The 23032-nt window shown below is 63.9% G+C and carries 21 protein-coding genes; 2 read left to right on the forward strand and 19 right to left on the reverse strand.

Annotated elements, in window-relative coordinates; genetic code table 11:
* From JYJ39_RS09775 to yegQ, 6 genes are all read right to left on the reverse strand, one after another.
* On the reverse strand, nucleotides 1-3487 hold a 3487-nt coding region (locus tag JYJ39_RS09775; protein ID WP_205203986.1), incomplete at its 3' end, for a hemagglutinin repeat-containing protein.
* 20 nt (nucleotides 3488-3507) lie between these two features.
* Complete coding sequence (locus JYJ39_RS09780) at nucleotides 3508-5274, reverse strand: ShlB/FhaC/HecB family hemolysin secretion/activation protein (RefSeq protein WP_205203988.1); 1767 nt, start codon at nucleotides 5272-5274, stop codon at nucleotides 3508-3510.
* A gap of 152 nt (nucleotides 5275-5426) precedes the next feature.
* The gene (locus tag JYJ39_RS09785; RefSeq protein WP_205203990.1) at nucleotides 5427-6113 is read right to left on the reverse strand and encodes a DUF799 domain-containing protein; all 687 of its coding nucleotides are present in this window, start codon (nucleotides 6111-6113) and stop codon (nucleotides 5427-5429) included.
* Nucleotides 6114-6210: 97 nt separating this feature from the next.
* Nucleotides 6211-6582, reverse strand: coding sequence for a DUF4810 domain-containing protein (locus JYJ39_RS09790; RefSeq protein ID WP_205203992.1), 372 nt, complete (start codon nucleotides 6580-6582; stop codon nucleotides 6211-6213).
* 11 nt (nucleotides 6583-6593) lie between these two features.
* On the reverse strand, nucleotides 6594-7274 hold the full coding sequence (locus JYJ39_RS09795; protein ID WP_240189620.1) for a CsgG/HfaB family protein: 681 nt from the start codon (nucleotides 7272-7274) through the stop codon (nucleotides 6594-6596).
* Between the two features lie 198 nt (nucleotides 7275-7472).
* Nucleotides 7473-8768, reverse strand: a complete 1296-nt coding sequence (yegQ, locus tag JYJ39_RS09800) for a tRNA 5-hydroxyuridine modification protein YegQ (RefSeq protein ID WP_205203996.1) — start codon at nucleotides 8766-8768, stop codon at nucleotides 7473-7475.
* A gap of 44 nt (nucleotides 8769-8812) precedes the next feature.
* Here yegQ and rng point away from each other — a divergent pair, with 44 nt between their 5' ends.
* Together rng and JYJ39_RS09810 are read left to right on the forward strand one after the other, a co-directional pair.
* Complete coding sequence (rng, locus tag JYJ39_RS09805; protein WP_205203999.1) at nucleotides 8813-10264, forward strand: ribonuclease G; 1452 nt, start codon at nucleotides 8813-8815, stop codon at nucleotides 10262-10264.
* Between the two features lie 20 nt (nucleotides 10265-10284).
* Nucleotides 10285-11451: a M20 aminoacylase family protein gene (locus tag JYJ39_RS09810; protein ID WP_205204001.1), complete on the forward strand. Its 1167-nt coding sequence runs from the start codon at nucleotides 10285-10287 to the stop codon at nucleotides 11449-11451.
* Here the strand turns inward: JYJ39_RS09810 and JYJ39_RS09815 are convergent.
* From JYJ39_RS09815 to JYJ39_RS09875, 13 genes are all read right to left on the reverse strand, one after another.
* Nucleotides 11448-12362 (reverse strand): MBL fold metallo-hydrolase, encoded by a 915-nt coding sequence (locus JYJ39_RS09815; protein ID WP_205204003.1) that lies wholly within the window; start codon nucleotides 12360-12362, stop codon nucleotides 11448-11450. The genes JYJ39_RS09810 and JYJ39_RS09815 overlap by 4 nt on opposite strands.
* Complete coding sequence (locus tag JYJ39_RS09820) at nucleotides 12359-12685, reverse strand: DUF1289 domain-containing protein (RefSeq protein ID WP_205204005.1); 327 nt, start codon at nucleotides 12683-12685, stop codon at nucleotides 12359-12361. The genes JYJ39_RS09815 and JYJ39_RS09820 overlap by 4 nt, the downstream gene beginning before the upstream one ends.
* A complete protein-coding gene (locus tag JYJ39_RS09825) occupies nucleotides 12685-13659 on the reverse strand; it encodes a hypothetical protein (RefSeq protein WP_205204007.1) in 975 nt (324 codons plus the stop codon). The genes JYJ39_RS09820 and JYJ39_RS09825 overlap by 1 nt, the downstream gene beginning before the upstream one ends.
* Before the next feature lie 23 nt (nucleotides 13660-13682).
* Nucleotides 13683-14591 carry a hydroxymethylglutaryl-CoA lyase gene (locus JYJ39_RS09830; protein ID WP_205204009.1) on the reverse strand — a complete coding sequence of 303 codons (909 nt, stop codon included), beginning with the start codon at nucleotides 14589-14591 and terminating at the stop codon, nucleotides 13683-13685.
* Between the two features lie 186 nt (nucleotides 14592-14777).
* Nucleotides 14778-15083 carry a type II toxin-antitoxin system RelE/ParE family toxin gene (locus JYJ39_RS09835; RefSeq protein ID WP_205204010.1) on the reverse strand — a complete coding sequence of 102 codons (306 nt, stop codon included), beginning with the start codon at nucleotides 15081-15083 and terminating at the stop codon, nucleotides 14778-14780.
* A complete protein-coding gene (locus JYJ39_RS09840) occupies nucleotides 15071-15355 on the reverse strand; it encodes a CopG family ribbon-helix-helix protein (protein ID WP_205204011.1) in 285 nt (94 codons plus the stop codon). The genes JYJ39_RS09835 and JYJ39_RS09840 overlap by 13 nt, the downstream gene beginning before the upstream one ends.
* A 57-nt stretch (nucleotides 15356-15412) precedes the next feature.
* Entirely contained in the window at nucleotides 15413-17416 is a 2004-nt protein-coding gene (locus JYJ39_RS09845) for an acetyl/propionyl/methylcrotonyl-CoA carboxylase subunit alpha (protein ID WP_205204012.1), read from the reverse strand.
* Nucleotides 17417-17536: 120 nt separating this feature from the next.
* Nucleotides 17537-18325, reverse strand: a complete 789-nt coding sequence (locus JYJ39_RS09850) for an enoyl-CoA hydratase/isomerase family protein (RefSeq protein ID WP_205204013.1) — start codon at nucleotides 18323-18325, stop codon at nucleotides 17537-17539.
* A 484-nt stretch (nucleotides 18326-18809) separates the two neighbouring features.
* Nucleotides 18810-20429 (reverse strand): carboxyl transferase domain-containing protein, encoded by a 1620-nt coding sequence (locus JYJ39_RS09855; protein WP_205204014.1) that lies wholly within the window; start codon nucleotides 20427-20429, stop codon nucleotides 18810-18812.
* A gap of 52 nt (nucleotides 20430-20481) precedes the next feature.
* A complete protein-coding gene (locus JYJ39_RS09860) occupies nucleotides 20482-21081 on the reverse strand; it encodes a TIGR00730 family Rossman fold protein (RefSeq protein ID WP_205204016.1) in 600 nt (199 codons plus the stop codon).
* Nucleotides 21078-21908: a metallophosphoesterase gene (locus JYJ39_RS09865; protein ID WP_205204017.1), complete on the reverse strand. Its 831-nt coding sequence runs from the start codon at nucleotides 21906-21908 to the stop codon at nucleotides 21078-21080. The genes JYJ39_RS09860 and JYJ39_RS09865 overlap by 4 nt, the downstream gene beginning before the upstream one ends.
* 6 nt (nucleotides 21909-21914) lie before the next feature.
* A complete protein-coding gene (locus JYJ39_RS09870; RefSeq protein ID WP_205204018.1) occupies nucleotides 21915-22517 on the reverse strand; it encodes a 2-hydroxychromene-2-carboxylate isomerase in 603 nt (200 codons plus the stop codon).
* Between the two features lie 69 nt (nucleotides 22518-22586).
* Complete coding sequence (locus JYJ39_RS09875) at nucleotides 22587-23024, reverse strand: PaaI family thioesterase (RefSeq protein WP_205204019.1); 438 nt, start codon at nucleotides 23022-23024, stop codon at nucleotides 22587-22589.
* Between the last annotated feature and the right edge of the window lie 8 nt (nucleotides 23025-23032).

Genomic DNA, 23032 nt, shown 5'->3' on the forward strand with positions numbered 1-23032 from the left:
TCTTGAAACGGTAGTCTTCGGTAAAGCGGTTCTCGGCCGCCAGCAGATTAACGTCGCGTCCAGCAATGACGTCAAGGTCGCGGTCAGCCAGCACGGAAGAACCCACGACGGTGGCGTCGCGTCCGGCCGAGAGCAGCACGTCGTTGCCGCCGATCTGGCTGCCTACCGCCGTGGCCGTGGTGCTTTCGCCGCCCTCCTTCAGGCTCGATTTGCCGTAGCTCAGGCCCGTGGTCAGGCTGGCAGAGAAACCGGATTTCTTCTTGTCCTTGAAGTGCGTTTCTGTATAGGTTTCCGTGGCTGCTTCCAGCGTCAGATCGCGTCCGGCGATCAGGGCGATGTCTGCATCGGCTACAGCGTTGCTGCCGGTCAAGGTGAGGTCGCGCCCGGCCTGGATCAGGACGGTTTCACCGCCCAGGCTGCTGCCGATCGCCGTGGTCTGCTCCAGCGTGTCGCGGGTGGTGCGCGTGGTGCGGGAGAAGCTGCCTTTCGATGTGTGCTGGTGCGCTTCGTCCAGCCCCAGCGCGGCTTCGCCGGCGGTGAGGCGGATGTCGTTGCCGGCGGCCACGGTCAATGCCTGGCCAGCCTCGACCTGGGCCGCTCGGGCGGTCACGTCATGGCCGGCCAGGAGCGTGAGCTTGCCCCCGGTCAGGAGGGTGCTGCCGATGTCCTGGCTCTGGTGGTCGCTACGGGCGTTCCTGGCATCATAGGTGAGCCGCTGGCGGGCCGATTCGCGCACAGTGTCCAGGTTCAGGTCGCGCCCGGCCTGCAACAGGGCATCGCCCCGGCTGACCAGTTCGGCTCCGGTGAGCGAGATGTCCTGCCCGGCGCTGGCCAGCAGGAGGCCGGCTTCGCCCGTGACGTAGAGGCCGGCCACCCGGTCGAGGTTCGTACGCTGGCCTTGTGCGTTCGCCTGGCTTTGGGTGGTGCTGGTCACGCGCAGATCGCGCCCGGCCAGCAGGGCCAGCGCATCGCCCGCCACCACGGCCCCACCTTCAATGTCGATATCCTGGCGGGCGGCCAGCGCCACCGCCTCGCCCTGGATCGTGCCCAGGTTCCTGAGATTCTCGGCGGTGATCGACACCGCTTGCCGGCCGGCAATGCTGCCGCTGTTGGTCAGATCGCCCGTGGTGTCGAGCTGGAGGGTGTTGCCGGCCAGCAGCGCGCCGCTCGGGGCGAGGTCGCCGTCCTGCAGGCGGGCATAGACGCGCGGCACGAGCGCCTGTTGCGTCGAGCCGTCGGGCAGGGTGACGGTTTCGGTCACCAGCCAGACGATGTCGGTGGTCAGTTGGGCGACCTGCGCCGCGGAGAGCGCCACGCCGGGAATGAGTTGCCATTCCTGCGCCACGCTGACGCCCGCCGCCATCAGCGCCTGATACTGCGCTTCGTCGTCGGCGTAGCCAGCCAGGAAGCGGCGGCCCGTCAGTTGCGCCACCTGCTCGGCAATGAGTCGCTGTTCGTAGAAACCGTCGCCCAGGCGTTTCTGCATCTGCGCCGGATCGAGACTGAGCGCTTGCAGCAGGTAGTCCGAGGACAGCCAGGTCCGGTAATTGGCAAAAACCGGATCGGTTTCAAGCAGGTAGCCGCCCCCGGCGTGCAGGCGATAGAGGCGGTTGGCGGGCAGCACGGCGCCGGGCGCGGCGGGTTGCGCGCCGCCGCCGGCACTGGCGTCCTGATAGGCAAAGGCGCCCAGGTCGATGTGCTGGAGCGTCGGCGCTGGCAGGTAGCGACTGACGCTCAGCCCCTGGTCGTCATCGCCATCCTCTTTGTCACGCCAATAGTAGTACGCCGTGCCGTCGTCCTGAATGGTGCGCTTGCCCGGCGTGGCCTGATTGTTGAGCGTGCCGAAATTACCGTGCAGCGTGCCGCCGGCAACGATCTGGCTGTCGAGATTGTTGAGTATGTCGGCGTTCAGATTGACGTCGCCGCCCGCCAGAATCCGCCCCGGCTGGCTGGAGACGACCTGGGTTTCGGAGGTGGTGCGGGTGTAGCTGTAGCGATACCAGTCGTTGTACAGCCCGTCCGGTGCCTGCAGCCGGGTGAAATCCTCGTGAGGGACGAGTTGAATGGCGTCGTAGGTGTAGCGGTTGCCGCTGCCGACCCCCTGGTATTCATCGAAGGCGCGTTGATCGACGATGACCGTACGGGTTTCCAGATGGGCGTTGGTGTTGTCTATCGTCTCGGCGGCAAGGCTGATTTCGCCCAGGGCTTCGATGCGGGCGCCGTCATTGCTGACCCGGGTGGCGCGGCCGGCGGCAAGACCCTCGGCGGTCAGCGCGCCGCCCAGGGCCAGATCCCCGGCAGAGAAGAGCAGGGCATCGGGGTGGTTGTTGAGGGTGTCGACGCCCAGGTCGAGCCGGTTGCGGGCAGCGATGACGGCGGTGTTGGCGTTATGCAAGTCCTGCGTGGCAATGGCCAGATGATCCCCGTAAATCTGCCCCTGGTTGGTCAGCGTCGCGGCTGTGATGCGGGCATTGCCGGCATCGATGGCCCCTGCATTGATGAGTTTGCCTTCGCTGGTGACGACGACCTCCCCGGCGCTGGCGGCGAGTGTGCCGGCGTTTCTGACGCCGACGCCGGCTTCGGTGCCGAGGAGCGTGATCTTGCCGGCGTACATGCCGCCCAGTTGGGCCACGTCGATGGCAAAGGCCGGGGCCGGGCCGCTGCCGGCAATCGGGGTGGCTTGCGTGTGCCCGGCATCCACCCGGTTGGCCCCCGCGGTCACGGCCAGATGCTGCGCCCACAGTCCGGCATTGACCTGAACGGCGCGGGCGATGAGGTCGGTGTAATCGACCCGGCTGGCGTCCAGGCCGTTGCCTTCGATGCGAATCTGCCCGCCATCGACCCGGTAGCCTTCAAGATTGCCGCCGTTCAGTAGCGGCGTCCCCGTCGTCAAAGTGACGCGGTTGGCGTTGAGAAACCCGCAGCCGTCGCAGGTCACGCCCGCCGGGTTGGCAATGACGAGTTGGGCGCGCTGGCCGGCGATTTCGAGGTAGCCGTTCAACTGGCTGGGCTGGCCGGAGAGGACTTCGTTGAGAATCACCCGGGCGCTGCCCTTGGCCAGCCAGGGGTTGCCCTGCACCCAGCCGCCCAGTTGGGTCGCCACGTCGGTGCGCGAGTTGTTGAAGATGACGCCTTGCGGTCCGGCATCGAGCCGTTCGTACTGGTTGCGCGAGACGCCTGCCGCGCTCGGCGTCTGGATGTTGATGAGTGGCACGCCGTTGCCGGCATTGAAAATGGTGGGACGCAGATTCCCCGGCGCTGCCTTGTAGGCAACGACCTGGGCATGAACTGGAGCCAGGGTAGCGGCGCCGAAGCTCCAGAGCAGCGCAAAACACAGCGGTTTCAAGGTCGCCAGAAAATACCCCGTCCCGTGTCGCCGAATCCGCTGGCGGTTCGTCGTCTGGCCTCTGGCCGCCGCGCTCTCCGGTACCGCCATCGACTGCCCACGCGCCTGATTGAAAACGATCCGGTGTACATCGCGATTCATGGGGGTGCCTCGGTTAAAGATCAGTAAGTGAAAGAAAGGGAGAAACCGGCGCTCACACGGTGCGTTGGAAAGCCGTCGGGCTTGGTGAGTGCCTTGCCGGCAAACACGTCGTAGAAGAACCCTTTGCCGCCACCGCGCAGGCCGATTACGCCGCCGGTCAGGCTGCGACCCATGAGCAGCTTGGCGGTGGGGCCACCGACCCGGCCGTAGTCCAGGCCGAGGTAGAGTTGCTGGCCACTCTCGAACAGCGGCACGGCCAGTTCGTTACGCACCAGAAAACCGCGTTCGGCGGAGAGAATGGTTTCGCCGTCGAAACCGCGCACGGTGTAGCGCCCGCCGATCGAGAAACGATCCTGCGGCACCAGCGGCGAGCGATTCCATTGGCCGCGCCACTGGCCGGTGTAGGTCAGGCGCTGGCCGAATATGGAAAAGGGCGCGCTGAAATCGGCTTCTGCCGACCACAGGCGGGGCCGCGCGGTGCCCTCCCCGAAATCCTCCTCCGGGGCAGGCAGGGCGTCGAAAGCGCCGGTGCCGCGCCGATAGGCCAGATTGGCGTTGAGCACGGCGCCGGGCAGGATATCCAGATACGAGCGATGGTCTGCGCTCAGTTCCCAGCCGGCCATGCGCCGCCGCTGCACTTCGATTTCGGTGTCGTCGATGTAATTGCGCGAGGCGGTGCGGTAGCCGCGCAGCGACAGGGTGGTCTTTTGCGTGGCATTGCGGAACACGAGGCGGCTGAGCTTGATTTCCCTGGTGTCGCTGGTGCCGCGATAGATGTAGGTCAGGTTGCTGCCCGCCACTGCTTGCCGGTAGGCGTGATCGTTGGCGGAAAACCCGAGCAGCCAGTCGCCGAAGGGCAGGGCGTAATGCCACGAGTGGTTGTCGGTGCCGCTGTGGTTCTGTTGCGCGCCACCCAGGTCGTGGCCATAGCTGAAATAGAACAGGTCGTTGAGTGCCAGCAGGTGATCGCCGGACAGTGTGACGCTGCCCTGGTATTTGCCGGTGGCCTTGCTGCCGCCGTCGTTGGCTGAGAGCGTCAGGCGCAGGGGGAAAGCCTGTTTCCAGGTGACGACGACGTCGCTCTCGCCGGGCGCGTCGGCCGGCACGATTTGCAGATCGGCTTCGGCGCTGGGCAGGCGTTTGAAATTCTCCAGCGCCTGTTCGAGATCGCGCAGGTTGAGGAGCTGTCCGGGGCGGACCGGGAAAACGTTCCAGGCATTGGCGCGCGGGCTGCTGTCCGCGGTGAAGCGCACGCTGCGCAACCGACCGGGGATGACGCGCAGCGCCAGGGTGCCGGCGGTCAGGTCCTGCGCTTCGGCTAGGACGCGGGTGGTGACGTAGCCGCGCTCGACAATGGCGTTCTGGATGCGGGCCATGATGAGATTGATGCCCTGGCTGCCCAGGCAGCGCCCGGTAGCGGGATCGCCCGGCGGATCGGCGGCGGCGCGCGCCCAGGCGAAATGGCCGCTGTCGTCGATGAGTTCGATGCGCTGAATGACGAAGCAAGGCGTTTCCGTCGCCGGCAAACGCCCGACATCTGTTGTTTTCACGCCCGGCAGGCGAACGTCGGCACCGGGCGCTTGCTGTTCGTGCAATAGGCGTTCCCGTTCACGGGCACGCTGCGCTTCCTGTTGATCCAGGTGGATGGCGGCGTCGTTGGTCTGCGCAACGCCGTGCTGCGGAAGCAACAGGGCGCAGGGCAGCGCAATCGTCAGCGCCAGAAGGCGTCCCCCAAACCACCTTCCGCGCGCGCACCCCCGCGCGGCTGCACGTCGATCTACCGGCATGAATCCCCCACCCCCCCTGAAATGAATCGCTGCCGTTTGGTTTATTTATGAATACGGCGTTATTCTGAACAAATATCGTCGAATTCTAATGCGCCTACCCGCTGACAGGCAAGCCTCATGAAAACCACCCTGGGGCATGCCTGAGCAGTGTGTCACTTCCCATCCGTCCCATAACGCGGCGCGCGCGGGCCGTACAACAAACCGTTTGGCCGGCCCGCATTGAGCAGACGGTAGTTGGCAATGGCGGCGACTTCGTGGCTGCGGTTGCCGACGCTTTCGACGATCTGGCTCACCACTGCGGTCAGCAACATGCCGACCAGGCCGCCGCCGCTGTTGTTGCGGCCTTCGGCGCTCGATGCCGAGGCTCCGCCGCTCCACAGCGTCTGGCCGTTGCGCAGGTCGACCAGCTTGGCGGTGACGCTGACGCGGGATTCGCTGTCGATGAGGCGGTATTGCGTGCCGTATTGCTCGACGGTCATGTAGAGCGCGGTGTCGGCCCCGAAGATGTCGCGCAGCTTGTCCAGCGCCACCTGGTGGATGTCGGCCGGGTGATCCAGGCCGTTCTGGCGGAAGCTTTCCCTGACCAGCGTCACGGGGAAAACGTAGTAGCCGGATTCGGCGAGCGGCATGGTGACGCTGGAATAGACGCTGTCGCTGGCTTCGACTTCGGGGGAGTTGTTGAGCGGCGGCAGGACGAGGATGGAGGCGGGCCGGCTCTCGCGCAGCGCCGTGTAATCGAAGGAAGCCTGCTGCCTGGGCGTGGCGCAGGCAGTGAGCAGGCTGACGCCGGCGACCAGCAGCAGGCGCGTGGCGAGGGAGAAGGCGGCTTTCTGTTGCATCGCAAGGATCACTCAGGTTCGGCAGACGCAAGGCGGTGGCGAGCCGCGCCCGGCGGGGCGGGCAGATCGGCTGATGCCGAACCTGCCGCTGTTGCCGTTATTTTTGGGACAAAGACATGTTCTTGAGCAGGAAATCGACGAAGCCCCCGCTTTCCGGGAACTGCGTCTTTTCGGCTTCCAGATTCCGGCGCATGTCGTCGACCTGCCCGTTCTCGCCGTACAGCAGCGCCAGATGCGCCCGGTAGCCGGGCGGCAGCGGCAGATTCTTCGAGCGGGCTTCCTCGATGCCGGCTTCGAGCTTCTCGCGCTGCTCGTCCGGGCTGGCCTTGCTGCTCAGATGACCATACACCTGCTGCTGGTAACTGCCCCAGTAATACAAGGGCTGCGCCTGCTGCGCGCACCCGGCCAGCAGGCTGCCGGCCAGCAGCAAAGCTGCGCGGGGAAAACGGCTCGGCGAAAAACGCATCATCGGCTCCCGTTTCACCGTGCCGGCTGCCATTGGCCGGATTCGATGCCGGCAACGAGCTTGTCTACCGCTTCCCGGATGGCGAGGTCGAGCACCTTGCCGTTCAGGGTCGAGTCGTAGCTGGCCGTGCCGCCGAAACCGATCACCTCGCGGTTGGACAGGCTGTATTCGCCCGCGCCCTGCACCGAGAACACGACTTCCGAACTGCCGACGTCGACGACGTTGAGCGTGACCTTGGCGTAGGCGACCTGCTCCTTGCCGCGTCCGAGCAGGCCGAACAACTGACGGTCGCCGACTTCCTTGCGACCGAATTCGCTGACGTCGCCCGTCAGCACGAAGCGCGCGCCCTTGAGTTTCTGCTGCGCACCGGTCAGGCCGGCTTCCTGCTTCAGTTCCACCATGTTGTCGCGGTCAAGGACGTTGAAGCGGCCGCTCTGCTGCAGGTGGGAAATGAGAATGGTCTTGGCCTGCCCGCCCAGGCGGTCGACGCCATCGGAAAACACGCCGCGCATGAAGCTCGAACGGTTGTCGAACTTGCCCACCGAAATCGGGCTGCGCTCGCCCTGATACAGCTTGGCGGTCGCCTGCGACAGCGCCTTGGGCGTTTCGAGCGAGCGGGATTGTTCGGTGGCGCAGGCCCCGAGCAGCAGGCTCAGGCTGGCGCAGCAAAGGAGGTTGCGAAGGGTGGCAGGCATCATCATCGTCCGCTGATATGTGGAAAGACTCGCATTCTATCCACATATCATGCGGATTCAAACCACAAAGAAAGCGCGCACCCGACGTCTTTTTCACGCACGGATCATGGGCGCGCCAGCGTCTTGCCGACCAGCCGTTGCCAGGACAAACCCTTTCGGCCAACCCTGCCGCCGGGATGGCGGCGCTCTCGGGAGTAATCAGCCGAACAAGCGTGCCACGAAAGCGCCTTGGGCGTGTTGCGGCAAGGGCAGCCAGACGCGGTGGCCGCTGCCCGGGGCGACATTGACCGGCGCCGCGTCGGCGTTTTCCATGCGTTCGATGCGCTGCCGGAAATTACCGCCAGGCAATACGCATTCAAGGGTATCGCCGACGGCAAAACGGTTCTTGACGACGATTTCCATCAGGCCCCGTCCGGCGTCGTAGGCCACGGCGTCGCCGACGTACTGGCTCTTTGCCGATTCAGAATGGCCGCGCAGATAATTCTGGTGCTCCGCATCGTGGTGACGCTGATAAAAACCGTCGGTGTAGCCACGGTTGGCGAGGTTTTCCAGATCGGCCAGCAAACCCGGGTCGAACGGGCGGCCGGCAACCGCGTCGTCAATGGCACGACGATAGGACTGGCAGGTGCGCGCAACGTAGTAGGGGCTCTTGGTGCGGCCTTCGATCTTCAGTGAGTCGACACCGATCTCGGTCAGCCGGTGCACGTGCTCGATGGCACGCAGATCCTTGGAATTCATGATGTAGGTGCCGTGCTCGTCTTCCTCGATCGGCATCAGCTCGCCGGGGCGCTGGCGTTCTTCGAGCAGGATTTCCTGCTCCGGGCTGTTGTAAAAATTGACCGGCTGGCCGGGCGCCAAGGGGGCGCCGTCGGAGGTCGACACCTTGTAATCCCAGCGGCAGGAATTGGTACAGGTACCCTGATTGGGATCGCGGTGGTTGAAGTAGCCAGAGAGCAGGCAACGGCCGGAATAGGCGATGCACAGCGCGCCATGCACGAACACTTCCAGCTCGATATCCGGGCACTGCTGGCGGATTTCCGCCACTTCGTCGAGCGACAGTTCGCGCGACAGGATGATGCGGCGCACACCGAGTTTCTGCCAGAAGCGCACCGCCGCCCAATTCACCGTGTTGGCCTGCACCGACAAGTGGATGGTTTGTTCCGGCCAGGCCTCACGCACCAGATCGATCAGACCGGGATCGGACATGATCAGTGCGTCCGGCTGCAGTGCCACCACCGGCGCCATGTCGGCAAGATAGGTTTTCAGCTTGGCATTGCGGGGGAAAATGTTGCTCACCACAAAAAACTGCTTGCCCGCCGCATGGGCCTCGGCAATTGCGCTGCCCAGCGTCTCCAGATCGCCGAATTCGTTATTGCGCACGCGCAGGCTGTAGCGCGGCTGACCGGCATAGATGGCGTCGGCACCGAAGGCAAACGCAGCGCGCATCATGGCGAGCGATCCTGCAGGAGCGAGAAGTTCGGGAGCCTGACGCATAGTAAAATCCTGAAAAATCACAAATTTTATCTTTTACGAGCGCCATGAGCGAAGAAATCCTCATCAACTTCACCCCGCAGGAAACCCGCGTCGCCGTGCTGCAGCAAGGCGTGGTGCAGGAATTGCACATCGAGCGCACGGCCAGCCGGGGCCTGGTCGGCAACATTTATCTCGGGCGCATCGTGCGCATCCTGCCCGGAATGCAGTCGGCTTTCATTGATGTCGGCCTGGAGCGCACCGCCTTCCTGCACATTGCCGATATCTGGCAGGCACGCGAAAACAGCAGCGAGCGGCAGATCGAAAAAATCCTGCACGAAGGCCAGAGCCTGATCGTCCAGGTCATCAAGGACCCCATCGGCAGCAAGGGCGCACGCCTGTCGACGCAAATCTCGATTGCCGGCCGGATGCTGGTCTATCTGCCACAGGAAAAACACATCGGCATCTCTCAGCGCATCGAGTCGGAAAGTGAGCGCGAAACACTGCGCGAGCGGATCACCCGGCTGGTGCCGGAAGATGAGAAAGGCGGCTTCATCGTCCGTACCATGGCGGAAAATGCCAGCGACGACGAATTTTCCACCGACATCGCCTACCTGCGCAAAACCTGTGCCGACCTGCGCGAAAAAGCGCGCATCAGCCCGCCGCCCTGCCTGCTCTATCAGGAGCTCTCGCTCGGCCAGCGCGTGCTGCGCGATTTCGTCAATCCGGAAACAGCGCGTATCAGCATCGATTCGCGGGAAAACTTCCAGAAACTCAGCGCCTTTGCGCAGGAATACACCCCGGCCGTGCTACCCCTGCTCGAACACTACACCGGCCAGCGCACCCTGTTCGACCTGCATGGCGTCGAAGAGGAAATCCAGAAGGCGCTGGCCCGACGCGTCGACCTGAAGTCCGGCGGCTACCTGATCATCGACCAGACTGAAGCGATGACCACCATCGACGTCAATACCGGCGGCTTCGTCGGTGTCCGCAACTTCGACGACACCATTTTCAAGACCAACCTCGAAGCCGCCGTCACCATTGCCCGCCAGCTGCGACTGCGCAATCTGGGCGGCATCATCATTGTCGACTTCATCGACATGGAAAACGAAGAACACAAGGCCGCCGTGCTGGAAGAATTCAACAAAGCGCTGGCCAGCGACCACACCCGGCTCACCGTCAATGGTTTCACCAATCTGGGGCTGGTCGAAATGACGCGCAAGCGTACCCGCGAGTCCCTTGCCCACGTTCTGTGCGAGCCTTGCCCCACCTGCGACGGACGCGGCGAAGTGAAGACGGCACGCACCGTCGCTTACGAAATCCTGCGCGAACTGCTGCGCGAAGCCCGTCAGTTCAACGCCCGCGAATACCGCGTCCTGGCCGGCCCGGCAGTGATCGATCTGTTCCTCGACGAGGAATCGCAGTCGCTCGCCATGCTCTGCGACTTCATCGGCAAGACCGTATCGCTACAGGCAGAAGCCAGCTATGCGCCGGAGCAGTACGATATCGTGCTGATGTAACACCATTCAGGAGACCCACCATGCCTACCTCCCCCTACGCTTTCATCGACGAACTGGCCGCCCTGCGCCGCGACCTGCACGCGCATCCGGAGCTGGCCTTTCAGGAAACGCGCACCGCCGACATCGTGGCGCGCGAACTGGAACGCTACGGTCTGGAAGTGCATCGCGGCCTGGCGAAAACCGGCGTGGTGGGCGTGCTCAAGGCAGGTGACTCGCCGCGCATGATCGGCCTGCGGGCGGACATGGATGCCCTGCCGCTGACAGAGCTGAACGAATTCCCGCACCACTCGAAACAGCCCGGCAAGATGCACGCCTGCGGCCACGACGGGCATACCGCCATGCTGCTCGGTGCGGCACGGCATCTGGCGGCGCAACCCGATTTCGACGGCACGGTGGTGTTCATTTTCCAGCCAGCGGAGGAAGCGGAAGGCGGTGCCGCCGTGATGATCGAAGACGGCCTGTTCGAGCAGTTTCCGGTGGAGGCGGTGTTCGGCCTGCATAACTGGCCGGGCATTCCGGTCGGCCAGATGGCAGTGATGCCCGGCCCGATCATGGCCGGCACCTGCGGCTTTGAAATTGAAGTCCGCGGCCACGGTTGCCATGCCGCCATGCCGCAACAGGGGGTGGACGCCATCGTCACAGCCGCGCAACTGGTACAGGCCCTGCAGACCGTGGTCAGCCGCAACCTGCACCCATGCGATGCGGCCGTGGTGAGCGTGACGCAGATTCACGCCGGCCATGCCTGGAACGTGATTCCGGAAAGCGTACTGCTGCGCGGCACCATCCGCAGCTTCAAGGCCGAAGTGCAGGAGACGGTGGAACGTGCCATCGAACGTCTGTGCAGCGGCATCGCCGCCGCCAACGGCGCGCAGATCCGCAGCCTGTTCGATCACCGCTATCCGCCGACGGTTAACAGCGCCGCCGAAGCACGGCTCTGCCAGGAAGTGGCGCAGGATGTGTTTGGCGCCGCCAACGTCCTGGCGGACGAACTGCCTTCCATGGGGGCCGAGGATTTCGCCTACATGCTGCGCGAAAAACCCGGCTGCTATGTCTGGCTGGGCAACGGCCCCGGCACCGGCGGTTGCACCCTGCACAACCCGCACTATGACTTCAACGACGCCCTGCTGCCGCTGGGCATCACCTACTGGAGCACGCTGGTCAAGCGACTGCTGCCCCGGGCCGGTTAACGCGCGAGCAGGACTTCCCCCTCCCGACGCAGCGCGCCACTGCGCTGCAGATCGTCGAACAGACGACGAATCAAGTCGTTTTCTTCCAGATCGAGGAAGCGCCGGTTGATGCGGCCGACCATGGGAATAGCGCGCACGAAGTCAGCGAATTCGCGACTGGGCAGACGCTGCCTTTCCTGCAGCACGAAGGCAACGAGCACCTTGCAGGCATGCCAGGCAAACTTCTCCGCATTCTGGCTGAGATCATCCAGCCGCCTGCCGGCGCGTTCCAGCGCCGGGCCGACGTCCGTAAACGGCGCACCATGGCCGGGGATAACGTAATCGATGGCAAGGCGACCAAAGTGTTCCAAAGTGGCGCGCGCGCCGGCGAGCCCGCCGTCCTGCCCCTGCAATTCCGGGAAGATCAGGCCAAAACCGTTCTCCCACAAGGCGTCACCCGAAATCAGGAGGCGCTTTTCCGGGCAATAATAGGCCAGCGCATCCATGTCATGCCCCGGGGCCGCCAGTGCCCGCCAGGTCAGCCCCCCCATCTCGACCTCGGCACCGGCCGCGATCAGGCTGTCGTAGGAAAACGCCGGAGCACTTTGCCCCAGCGGCGACAACATCAGAGCGTCTGCATCCCAACCGACCACGGCCGTTGCGGCACCGGCCGGAATGGTGATGCTGCAGCCATGTTCTGCCTGCAGTGCAGCATTGCCGCCCATATGATCGGAATGGGCGTGAGTAATAAACAGTCGCCGCAACTGGCGGCCATCCAGCCCCTGCCGCAGCAGCGCCAGCGTCTGTGCAGCATGGCTGTGGTAGCCACTATCCACCAGCGTGGCCCCCTCGCCCTCGAGAAAGAGGATATTGTTCGCCGACAGCCAGCCACGCTCGAACACCCGCATGCTGGCTGGCAGGGCATAGCTCATGCTGTCTCTTTATCCTCGTCGGCAGCGACACTGCCTTCCGGCGGTCGTCCGCAGCCGATGCACTGACCACTCTCGGGATCAGTCGTGCAGATTCCGATGCAGAGATAAACCTCTTGCGCAGTCTGAGTGTTGTTTTCTTTCGTCATTTCAGAAGACTCCTTCTTTTGCTTGCTGTCGATTCGCGCCAATACCCGGGCCTTTTCACTCGCGCTCATGCCCGACCAGGCGGCGATTTCCTCAAGCGTGCGGCTGCAGCCGGCACACTCGCCGCTCACCTCATCGATACCACACAAATTGCGACAGGGGGATGCGGAGGCACTCATCAGATCAGAATCCTTCGCGCCCGTCGGCTCTGTTCCATTTCAACGGCCTGACGGGCTTCTTCACGGGAAATACGGACCAGGGTGGTCAAATGTTGGCGGCGGTCACGGCTGACGAATTCGGCAAAACTGATTTCCTGTACATCGGACCCGGCCTGATCGGGTTCGTGGATGACCCCCAGCCGGTCGATGTAGAACTTCATCTGCGAGGTGTTCAAGGCGCTTTCCGGCTGCCGCAGGAAATCCGCCAGTTGCGCGACCAGGTTTTCCGGTGTCAGCAAGGCGCCATTCTCGCGCAGACTTTGATCGAGCTGCCCGAGGTGACGCGCGTACTGATCCTCCGGCGCCGGGTGGTAATGCAGTTTGCTGTGTTCCTGCCAGGGATGCAGAATGGCGTTCTCCACCGATATATCGGCACGCAGCGTTTCGCGGTCCTGGCGCAATTGTTCGACATGGTTGTTGAAGGTCCGCATCAGGCTTTCCAGCGCCTGCCAGCACAGGCGTTCGCGCGTCACCTGCAGATCGCAGTGGGGCTCGATCAGGATATGGTCGGAAAAGTACAGCACCTTTTGCGGCACATCGTTGCGGATCACCTCGCCCTGCTGCGCCATGCCAAACTGGGTTTTCTGCCGCCGGCGGGCCGCCAGCAAGGCATAAAACTCGTTTTCCGCCCAGCTTTCGCTGCGCCCGAGGAAATCGCGAACTGCCTCGCTGCGCCCGAGCATTTCACCGATGTCAGTTGGCGTGGCAAACAGCGCATGAATCAGGGGGTCAAGACTGAAGCTCTGGCGATTGATCGCCAGCGGCCCGGGTAATTGCCCGACCACGTTCTGACAATACGCCAGGGCGTGCGCGACAGCATCGGTCAGGTGTTTTTCCAGGCGCGGCGCTGCCCGCACCATGGGGTCCACCCACTGCAGGATGCGCTCAAGCGCCGCCTGCACCGCCGGATCGGGGGGAGCAGGCGATCTGAACAATTCACTCAGGCTGGAAAAAAAACTCAACTCACCGACCTCGCACACAGAGCCCGTCCGGCCTTGGCGCCGTTCGGGCGTCCGATGGTAGCGGAAATCCAGTCACCCACCGCAGAAAGTTTGCCCAGATCGATACCGGTTTCAATGCCTAATCCATTGAGCAGGTAGACCACGTCCTCGGTGGCGACATTGCCGGAGGCGCCTTTCGCATAGGGACAGCCGCCGATGCCGGCGACCGAGGCGTCGAAAACCGCCATGCCCTGCAGCAAGGACGCGTAAATGTTGGCAATCGCCATGCCATAGGTGTCGTGATAATGCCCGGCGAGCTTTTCGATCGGCACGACGCGGGCGCAGGCGTCGATCATGCGGGCGACCGAAGCCGGGTTGCCGACGCCGATGGTGTCGCCGAGCGAGATTTCGTAGCAACCCATGTCGAAGAGGATTTTCGCCACTTCGGCGGTTTTCTCCGGCGCCACGACGCCTTCGTAAGGACAGCCGACAACACAGGACACATAGCCGCGCACCGGGATTTCCAGCGCCGAGGCGGCGGACACCACCGGCTCGAAGCGCTTCAGGCTTTCGGCGATGGAACAGTTGATGTTCTTCTGCGAAAAAGCCTCGGAAGCGGCGCCGAAAATCGCCACTTCGTCGGCCTGGGCCGCGACCGCACCGTCAAAACCTTTCAGGTTGGGCGTCAGCGCAGTGTAGGTCACGCCCGGCCGGCGCTTGATGCCGGCCAGCACGACAGCGTTGTCGCCCATCTGCGGCACCCATTTCGGCGAGACGAAGGAGGTCGCCTCGATCACCGGCAGCCCGGCCGCGGCCAGGCGTTCGATCAGTTCGATCTTGGTTTCGCTCGGGACGACCTGTTTTTCGTTCTGCAAGCCGTCGCGCGGACCGACTTCGACGATTTTGACGTGGGTGGGGAGGATCATGGCGAGAGTCTCGGGGAATCAATGGGTTGAGAGGGCGCCTCGCTGAGCAAAATGAGTAGGCGCTGACCATGACTCAGCATGCTGCCTTGTTTGACTGCAAATACGGCATCGCGTGAAATGTCGCCGCAACCCGAGAGCAAGATGCACGACAGCACCGACAAGAAGACGAGCCCAGAGCGTTGGGCTTTAACGCTCATTTGCATGCCAATAACCGGCTTCCCGCTGATGGCGGATGGACAGGATCAGAATGGCATCTTCTTGCACCTCGAAGCTGTACAGCGCGATGTAGCCACTTTTGCCCCGGGAGATGACCAGCTCCCGCAGGAAATCATCAACCGGGCGGCCGATAAATGGGTGGTGCGCCAGAATGGCAATAGCTTCGTCGATCAGGGCAAACGTGTTTCCGGCAGCAATGGGATCGATTTCGGCGAGAAAACCGGTCAGAAATTCGATGTCGGCGACAGCCGCTTCCGAATAGTTCAGGCTCGCCATTTTTTTAGCACGGGACGTTGCGGGTTTTGGCCGGCGATACGCGCCTGAATATATGCGCGCACATCATCAGCGTCGTAGCCCTCGCCGGTTTGCAGCATCTGATCGCGCGCCGCCAGGGCGTCATTGATGAACCGCTGGCGGAGTTCAGCAGTTGAAGCGGCATGTTCGATAGCACTGACCATGAAGGCATGCGGTGAAATGCCTTGCTGCTCGGCGGCTGCGATGGCACGTTGTTTCAGGTCGGCGGGGAGTTTGAGCGATGTGGTGGGCATGGGTGCACTCCAGAGCGTGGTGTTACCAAGGTAGCACCGCGCTCCATAACAAGCAAGTTACACAACTCCAGTCTCGAACTCGACCAACGCCGCGCCATCTGCCACCTGCTCGCCAGCGGCGTAGCAGAAGGCTTTGAGGGTGCCGACAGCGGGGGCGGTGATGGTGTGTTCCATCTTCATCGCTTCGAGGATCAAGAGCGGCGTGCCTTTGTCCACCTTCTGGCCGGGCTGGGCGAGCAGGGCGACGACCTTGCCGGGCATCGGCGCGGTCAGGCCGCCGCCGTGGCTGTCGCCGGCATCGACGCGGTGCAGCGGGTCGTCGCGCAGGAGTGAGTACGTGCTCCCTTGCAAAAACACAGTGCGCTTGTCGTCTACCGCGACCACCGAGGCGATCAGCCGGCGGTCGTCGAGTTCAACGGCGAAACGATCGCCTTCGAGCTTGCGACCGCTGGCCACCGTCGTTTCGCCGCCAAGCGAGATTTCCCAGCGTTCGCCGAGGTAACGAACGCGGGCTTCGACCAGCGTCTCGCCGTCCATGAAGCTGATCGTGCGTGCGGCCGACAGGTTCATGCGCCAGCCGTCGCGCGCGTGCCAGGGCGAGAACGGGTCGCCACTGTGCTGCGCGGCCTGCCTGGCGGCGTGCTGTTCCCAGAGCAGTTCGCCGACCGTCGCGACGAGCAGCGCGTCGCGCGGCACTGGCTGGGCGGCGGGGAAGAGGAAATCCTTTTGTCGTTCGATCAGGCCGGTGTCGAGGTCGGCCTTGGCGAAGGCCGGGCAGGCGACCAGGCGGGAGAGGAAGTCGATGTTGGTGGTCAGGCCGGCGACGCGGTAGTCGGCCAAGGCCTTCCGCATGCGGGCCAGGGCGCCGTCGCGGGTTTCGTCCCAGACGATCAGCTTGGCGATCATCGGATCGTAGAAGGGCGTGATCTCGTCGCCCTCCTCGACGCCGGTATCGACGCGGACGTTGATCGACTCGGCCGGCGGCACCAGGCGCACCAGCTTGCCGGTGGCGGGCAGGAAGCCCTTGCTGGCGTCCTCGGCGTAGATGCGCGCTTCCAGCGCGTGACCGCGGATTTCCAGTTGCTCCTGCCGGAGCGGCAGCGGCTGGCCGGCGGCGACGCGCAACTGCCATTCGACCAGATCCTGGCCGGTGATCATTTCGGTGACCGGGTGCTCGACCTGCAGGCGGGTGTTCATCTCCATGAAGAAGAAGCTGCCGTCCTGGTTGGCGATGAACTCGACGGTGCCGGCTCCGACGTAGCCGACGGCCTTGGCGGCGGCCACGGCGGCTTCGCCCATCTCGCGGCGACGCGCTTCGCTCATGCCCGGCGCTGGGGCTTCTTCCAGCACCTTCTGGTGGCGGCGCTGCACCGAGCAGTCGCGCTCGAACAGATAGACGCAGTTGCCCAGCGTGTCGGCGAAGACCTGGATTTCGACGTGGCGCGGTTTGGTGATGTATTTCTCGATCAGCACATGGTCGTCGCCGAAGCTCGACAGCGCCTCGCGCTTGCACGACGCCAGCGCGTCGGGGAAATCCTCGGATTTCTCGACCAGGCGCATGCCCTTGCCGCCACCGCCGGCCGCCGCCTTGATCAGCACCGGATAGCCGATTTTCTCGGCCTCGGCATGGAGCAGCGTCGGGCGCTGCTCGTCACCGTGGTAACCCGGCGTCAGCGGCACCTTGGCCGTGCCCATCAGTTTCTTGGCTTCCGACTTCGAGCCCATGGCACGGATGGCCGACGCCGGCGGGCCGATGAAAACCAGGCCAGCGGCGCTCAGCGCATCGGCGAACTCTTCGTTTTCAGAGAGAAAACCGTAGCCCGGATGCACGGCTTGGGCGCCGGTGCGCTGGCAGGCCTCGATGATCTTGTCGGCGACCAGATAGGACTCGCGCGCCGCCGCCGGCCCGAGCAGCACGGCCTCGTCGGCCAGACGCACGTGGCGGGCGTTGGCGTCGGCCTCGGAATAGACGGCGACGGTACGGATGCCCATGCGGCGGGCGGTCTTGATGACGCGGCAGGCGATTTCGCCGCGATTGGCGATGAGTATCTTGTTAAACATGCGTGGTCTCCCGCGGAGAAATCGCCTGAGCGTGCTGCGCACGCAGGCAGTTTGACTTCGTCGCAGCGCCGCTGCGCGGCTGGTCTCCGCGGTTGGCGATCAGTATCTTGGTGAACATGCTCATTCCCCCATCCAGTTCGGTTGGCGCTTTTCGAGAAACGCCGCAATGCCTTCCCTAGCTTCCGGCGTCGCCCGCAAATGGGCGATGCGGTGGGCGGTTTCCTCGACCAGGGTGTGATTGACCGGCTGGTGATCGACAGCGCGGATCAAGTCCTTGGCGGCAGCCTGTGCGTTGGGGCCACCGGCCAGCAGGGCGGCGACGATCTCGGCGACCTTGGCGTCGAGCGCTTCCGGTTCGGTGACTTCATGCACCAGTCCGATCTCGCGGGCGCGGACGGCATCGATGCGCTCGGCAGTCTGAAAGTAGCGCGTCGCCTGGCGGGCGCCGATGGCGCGCAGCACGTAGGGCGAAATCGCCGAGGGAATGATGCCGAACTTGACCTCAGAGGTGGCGAACACCGCCTTGGTCGAGGCGACGGCGATGTCGCAGGCGGCGGCCAGCCCCATGCCGCCGCCGAGCGCGGCACCCTGCACGCGGGCGATGGTCGGCTTCTTCATCTCGGCCAGGGTGCGCAGCATGCCGGCCAGGGCGCGGGCATCGTTGAGGTTGTCGTCGAGGCCATTGTTGGCGGCGCGGCGCATCCAGTTCAGGTCGGCGCCGGCCGAGAAGCTCTTGCCACGCCCGGCGAGGACGATGACGCGGACATCGGCATCGTCGTCGAGGGCGATGCAGGCGGCGGTCAGTTCGGCGATCAGGGTTTCGTCGAAGGCGTTATGCAGGTCAGGCCGGTTCATCCAGATCGTGGCGACCGGGCCTTCTAGTTGAATTTCCAGGGAGGTGAAGGGCATGTTGTTTTGTCTCCTGCGTTGTCGTTGTTTTAGCGAGGGGTTCCGCCCTTGCGGGGCGTCTTACTTTTTCTTGCTTCGCCAAGAAAAAGAAAGCAAAAAGAAGGCGACCCTGGGTCGGTGCCGGCTACGCCGGTTCCCTGCGCTACTCGGGACCTTCCAAGGGGCACGAGAAAACAATCCAGGCTTTGAGGTTTATCGCCAATCAAGCACAGCAGTGAGTTCCTGGGCTGGTTTTGGGGTCCCCCTGAGAGGCGCTGAGCAACGCAGGCGAGCCGGGGGCCTTCGGCTGGCGTTGTCCGAGCCGCAGGCGAGTTTAGCCAACCGCCCGGAGCGCCGAGTAGCGCAAGGAACCGGGCGCAGCCCGGCGCTGACCTGGGAGTCGCCTTTTCTTTGGCTACTTTCTTTTGGCGAAGCAAAAGAAAGTACGCCCGCCCGCAAGGCGGAACCCCACGCTCAATCAACGGAAAGCGTATGCGCATCAAAACTACATCCGGAAAATGCCGAACTTCGTTTCCTCCGCCGGCGCATTCATCGCCGCCGAAATCCCCAGCCCAAGCACGCGCCGGGTATCGGCCGGATCGATGATGCCGTCGTCCCACAGCCGCGCCGAAGCGTAGTAGGGATGGCCCTGCGTCTCGTACTGCTCACGGATCGGCGCCTTGAAGGCTTCTTCCTCTTCCGCCGACCAGCTGCCGCCCTTGGCCTCGATGCCGTCGCGCTTGACCGTGGCTAGCACCCCGGCCGCCTGTTCGCCACCCATCACCGAGATGCGCGCGTTCGGCCACATCCACAGGAAGCGGGGCGAGTAGGCGCGGCCGCACATGCCGTAGTTGCCGGCGCCGAACGAGCCGCCGATGACGACGGTGAATTTCGGCACCTTGGCGGTGGCAACGGCGGTCACCATCTTGGCACCGTCGCGGGCGATGCCGCCGTTTTCGTATTTGCGACCGACCATGAAGCCGGTGATGTTCTGCAAAAAGACGAGCGGAATGCCGCGCTGGGCGCAGAGTTCGATGAAATGCGCGCCTTTCAGCGCCGATTCGCTGAACAAAATGCCGTTGTTGGCGACGATGCCGACCGGATAGCCGTAGATGCGCGCGAAGCCGCAGACCAGCGTGGTGCCGTAGCGCGCCTTGAACTCGTCGAAATCGGAGCCGTCGACGATGCGGGCGATGATCTCGCGCACGTCGAAGGGCTTCTTGGTGTCGGTCGGAATGACGCCGTACAACTCTTCCGGGCTGAACAACGGGGCGCTCGGGGCGGTCAGGGTGACCGGCGGGGTCTTTTTCCAGTTCAGGTCGCGGACGATGCGCCGGGCGATAGCCAGCGCGTGCGCGTCGTTCTCGGCCAGATGGTCGGCGACGCCGGAGATGCGCGTATGCACGTCGGCCCCGCCAAGGTCTTCGGCGGTGACGACCTCGCCGGTCGCCGCCTTGACCAGCGGCGGGCCGCCGAGAAAGATCGTGCCCTGGTCGCGGACGATGATCGACTCGTCGCACATGGCCGGCACGTAGGCGCCGCCGGCGGTGCATGAACCCATGACCGCGGCGATCTGCGGGATGCCCTGGGCCGACAGGTTGGCCTGGTTGAAGAAGATGCGGCCGAAGTGTTCCTTGTCCGGGAAGACCTCGTCCTGCATGGGCAGGAAGGCACCGCCGGAATCGACCAGGTAGATGCACGGCAGGCGGTTTTCCAGGGCGATTTCCTGGGCGCGCAGGTGCTTCTTGACGGTCAGCGGGTAGTAGGTGCCGCCCTTCACCGTCGCGTCGTTGGCGACGATCATGCATTCGACGCCTTCGACGCGGCCGATGCCGGCGATCACCGACGCGGCCGGGACTTCGAAAGGATCGGCGCCGCCGTACATGCCGTAGGCCGCGAATTGTCCTATTTCGAGGAAGGGCGTACCCGGATCGAGCAGGGCGCTGACCCGCTCGCGCGGCAGCAGCTTGCCGCGCGCCAGGTGCTTCTGGCGCGCCGCTTCCGGGCCGCCGAGGGCGATCTTCTCGACCTTTTCATGCAGGTCGGCAACAACCGCCTGCATGGCCGCCGCGTTGGCCTGGAAATCGGCCGAACGCGGGTTCAATTGGGATTTCAGGATGGTCATGTCTCCTCGCTTCTTTTGTGTGTGCGTTACCTGAATTTGAATTTCACCGGTGCTACAACTGTTTTTCCTCTTTCAGCCATTTACTGACCGGCTCAGCCCGATAGGCCGCCATCGCCGCCAGCAAACCCTCGATGTCACGATCGGCGAGCGCCATGGCCCGGTTCTGTAAACGCAGGAAGCCATCGGCTACGGCGCGGTCGAACATCGCCAGCAACGGATCGTAGAAACCGTTCACGTTGAGCAGGCCCATCGGCTTCGCATGAAAGCCGAGCTGACCCCAGGTCAGGATTTCACAGAATTCCTCGAACGTGCCAAAACCACCCGGCAGGGCAATGAAGCCCTCCGCCAGTTCGGCCATGCGCGCCTTGCGCGTGTGCATGGAATCGACCACTTCCAGCCGGGTCAGTGTCCGGTGATCCACCGGGCGCCCGGCAACTTCCTTGCCCATCAGTGCTTGCGGAATGACACCGACGACCGTGCCTCCGGCCTCCAGGCAAGCATCAGCCACCGCCCCCATGAGGCCGACATTGCCACCGCCATAGACAAGTTCGATGCCGCGGGCAGCAAGCAGCCGGCCGAGTTTTTCGGCCTCGCTGCGGTAGATTGGTTGATTGCCGGCATTGGAGCCGCAGAAGACGCAGATGCTTTTCATGAGAGTTCCTTATCACCCAAGCGTAGAACCAGCGTCTCGGGTGGGCAGTTGAAGCGTACGGGCAAGATGCTGGTACCCACGCCGGCACTGACGAACGTGGGTGCCGGAACATCGGGAATCCAGCCATAGGCGTGTTTACGCGGGGCACGACCCGGAGTCAGCAGGGCGCCGTAGAACGGTAGCCGCACCTGACCTCCATGTGTATGACCGGCGAAGGCAACCAGTGTCCGAGCAGGTAGTGCGGATGCGTTGGCGGGATCGTGCATCATGACGATCAGCCGGGCGTCCGCTGGAGGCATGGCCAACGCCTTTTCCGGCTGGGCGTGATCGGTCATGTCGTCTCCGAAGCCGACCAGCCAGAGCGGCGCTGCCGTCCCTGGCAAGCGGATGGCGGAATTTTCCAGCACCGTGATCCCCGCATCGCTCAGTGCCTGGCGCACATCTTCCCCACCGTGCCACCAGTCATGATTACCCAGGGTTGCGAATACACCCAGCGGCGCCTTGAGGCGGCCGAGCTCGGTGGCAATCACTGCCGGCGAGACTGGATCACCGCCCAGCACCCCCTGTATCACGAAATCCCCGGGCAACAGGATCAGGTCGGGCTGACTGGCATTCAGCTGGTCGACAACCCGCCGCAGCATCGGCAATCCGGCATGCGGTGCGCCAATGTGCAGGTCCGAGGCCAGCGCAATCGTCAACGGTGGTCCCTGCCAGTCCGCCACGGCAAGTTGTAACTGGCGCTGGCGCAACATGCTGGGCTCGATGACAAAGCCCCAGCCGGCAAGGCCGAGTAATACACACCAGACAAGCAGTCGTGCCAGTTTCATGGCAGGTCAGAAACCACCGCTGACCAGCCAGCGCTCGATCTGCGGCAGGCGGTCAGCGCCGAAGAAGTGTTCGCCGTCGATGATGATGTGCGGCGAGCCGAAGACACCTTTGACCAGAGCTGTCGCGCATTCGGTTTTGAGTCGTTCCTTGAGCACCGGCTCAAGCAGCGCTGCCGCCAGGGCGGCTGGCTCGGCCCCCGCCTGGGCAGCCAGCGCCAGGACGCATTCGCTGGTGGAAATGTCCTGCCCGTCGACAAAATAAGCACGGAACACGGCACGTGCGAAACGGCGGGCTAGGGCATGGTCCTGGTCAAGCAGCCAGTAATAGGCGCGGGCGGCATGCTGCGTGGCGACGGGAAAGGGCTGCGGCTGGGCGTAGGGAATGTCCATGAAACGCGCCGAGCGGGCGAAATCACACAGGAAGTAGCTGCGTTTGGCAGGCACCTGCGTCGGCGGCGTTCCCCCCGTTTCGCGCAACAGAACGCCGAGCAGGATCGGCCGCCAGCGAACCTTGCGCCCGAATCGGGCAGCAAGCGCGTCAATACGTTCGGACGCCAGGTAGCCATAGGGTGAGGAAAAATCGAAATAAAACTCCAGCGGTGCAGTCATGGCAGCTCCTGATTCATCTCTCGGCATAGTCGCCGATCCGGCTCCGGGCAGGCAGGACAGACCGCCTGCTTAGTTGTTTCTTGGCCAGAGCACCATCTGGGTACAGCGGAAGAGCGCCAGACGGCGGCCGTCCTCGCTCATCACCTCGGCATCCCAGACCTGCGTGGCACGCCCGGTATGGACGGCGGTGGCGACACAATCCAGCCGACCCGCAGTCGCCGTGGCGAAAAAGTTGCTCTTCAGTTCGATGGTGGTGAAACTCTCGGCCCCTTGCGGCAGATGCGCGATGGTGGCGAAACCTGCCGCCGTATCAGCCAGGGCAATGACTGATGCGGCATGCAGGAAGCCATTGGGGGCGAGCATTTCCGGACGCACCATCATGTGCGCACACAGGCGGCCCGGCTCGATGGCGCTGGCCACGAAGCCGAACCAGCCGGGCAGATGCCCTGCGCTGCGCGCATTGAGCGCATCGAGGGTCACTTCGGGACGCAGCCTGTGTTTGCTCATGATGTCCG

The organism is Azonexus hydrophilus, assembly GCF_905120355.1.
In the GTDB taxonomy this organism is placed as follows: Bacteria; Pseudomonadota; Gammaproteobacteria; order Burkholderiales; family Rhodocyclaceae; genus Azonexus.

What these genes read in the sequence shown, in the direction of transcription:
- JYJ39_RS09780 (WP_205203988.1), bottom strand. Translation starts at nt 5,274, where the DNA reads ATGCCGGTAGATCGACGTGCAGCCGCGCGGGGGTGCGCGCGCGGAAGG.
- JYJ39_RS09785 (WP_205203990.1), bottom strand. Translation starts at nt 6,113, where the DNA reads ATGCAACAGAAAGCCGCCTTCTCCCTCGCCACGCGCCTGCTGCTGGTC.
- JYJ39_RS09790 (WP_205203992.1), bottom strand. Translation starts at nt 6,582, where the DNA reads ATGATGCGTTTTTCGCCGAGCCGTTTTCCCCGCGCAGCTTTGCTGCTG.
- JYJ39_RS09795 (WP_240189620.1), bottom strand. Translation starts at nt 7,274, where the DNA reads ATGCCTGCCACCCTTCGCAACCTCCTTTGCTGCGCCAGCCTGAGCCTG.
- yegQ (WP_205203996.1), bottom strand. Translation starts at nt 8,768, where the DNA reads ATGCGTCAGGCTCCCGAACTTCTCGCTCCTGCAGGATCGCTCGCCATG.
- rng (WP_205203999.1), top strand. Translation starts at nt 8,813, where the DNA reads ATGAGCGAAGAAATCCTCATCAACTTCACCCCGCAGGAAACCCGCGTC.
- JYJ39_RS09810 (WP_205204001.1), top strand. Translation starts at nt 10,285, where the DNA reads ATGCCTACCTCCCCCTACGCTTTCATCGACGAACTGGCCGCCCTGCGC.
- JYJ39_RS09815 (WP_205204003.1), bottom strand. Translation starts at nt 12,362, where the DNA reads ATGAGCTATGCCCTGCCAGCCAGCATGCGGGTGTTCGAGCGTGGCTGG.
- JYJ39_RS09820 (WP_205204005.1), bottom strand. Translation starts at nt 12,685, where the DNA reads ATGAGTGCCTCCGCATCCCCCTGTCGCAATTTGTGTGGTATCGATGAG.
- JYJ39_RS09830 (WP_205204009.1), bottom strand. Translation starts at nt 14,591, where the DNA reads ATGATCCTCCCCACCCACGTCAAAATCGTCGAAGTCGGTCCGCGCGAC.
- JYJ39_RS09835 (WP_205204010.1), bottom strand. Translation starts at nt 15,083, where the DNA reads ATGGCGAGCCTGAACTATTCGGAAGCGGCTGTCGCCGACATCGAATTT.
- JYJ39_RS09840 (WP_205204011.1), bottom strand. Translation starts at nt 15,355, where the DNA reads ATGCCCACCACATCGCTCAAACTCCCCGCCGACCTGAAACAACGTGCC.
- JYJ39_RS09845 (WP_205204012.1), bottom strand. Translation starts at nt 17,416, where the DNA reads ATGTTTAACAAGATACTCATCGCCAATCGCGGCGAAATCGCCTGCCGC.
- JYJ39_RS09850 (WP_205204013.1), bottom strand. Translation starts at nt 18,325, where the DNA reads ATGCCCTTCACCTCCCTGGAAATTCAACTAGAAGGCCCGGTCGCCACG.
- JYJ39_RS09855 (WP_205204014.1), bottom strand. Translation starts at nt 20,429, where the DNA reads ATGACCATCCTGAAATCCCAATTGAACCCGCGTTCGGCCGATTTCCAG.
- JYJ39_RS09860 (WP_205204016.1), bottom strand. Translation starts at nt 21,081, where the DNA reads ATGAAAAGCATCTGCGTCTTCTGCGGCTCCAATGCCGGCAATCAACCA.
- JYJ39_RS09865 (WP_205204017.1), bottom strand. Translation starts at nt 21,908, where the DNA reads ATGAAACTGGCACGACTGCTTGTCTGGTGTGTATTACTCGGCCTTGCC.
- JYJ39_RS09870 (WP_205204018.1), bottom strand. Translation starts at nt 22,517, where the DNA reads ATGACTGCACCGCTGGAGTTTTATTTCGATTTTTCCTCACCCTATGGC.
- JYJ39_RS09875 (WP_205204019.1), bottom strand. Translation starts at nt 23,024, where the DNA reads ATGAGCAAACACAGGCTGCGTCCCGAAGTGACCCTCGATGCGCTCAAT.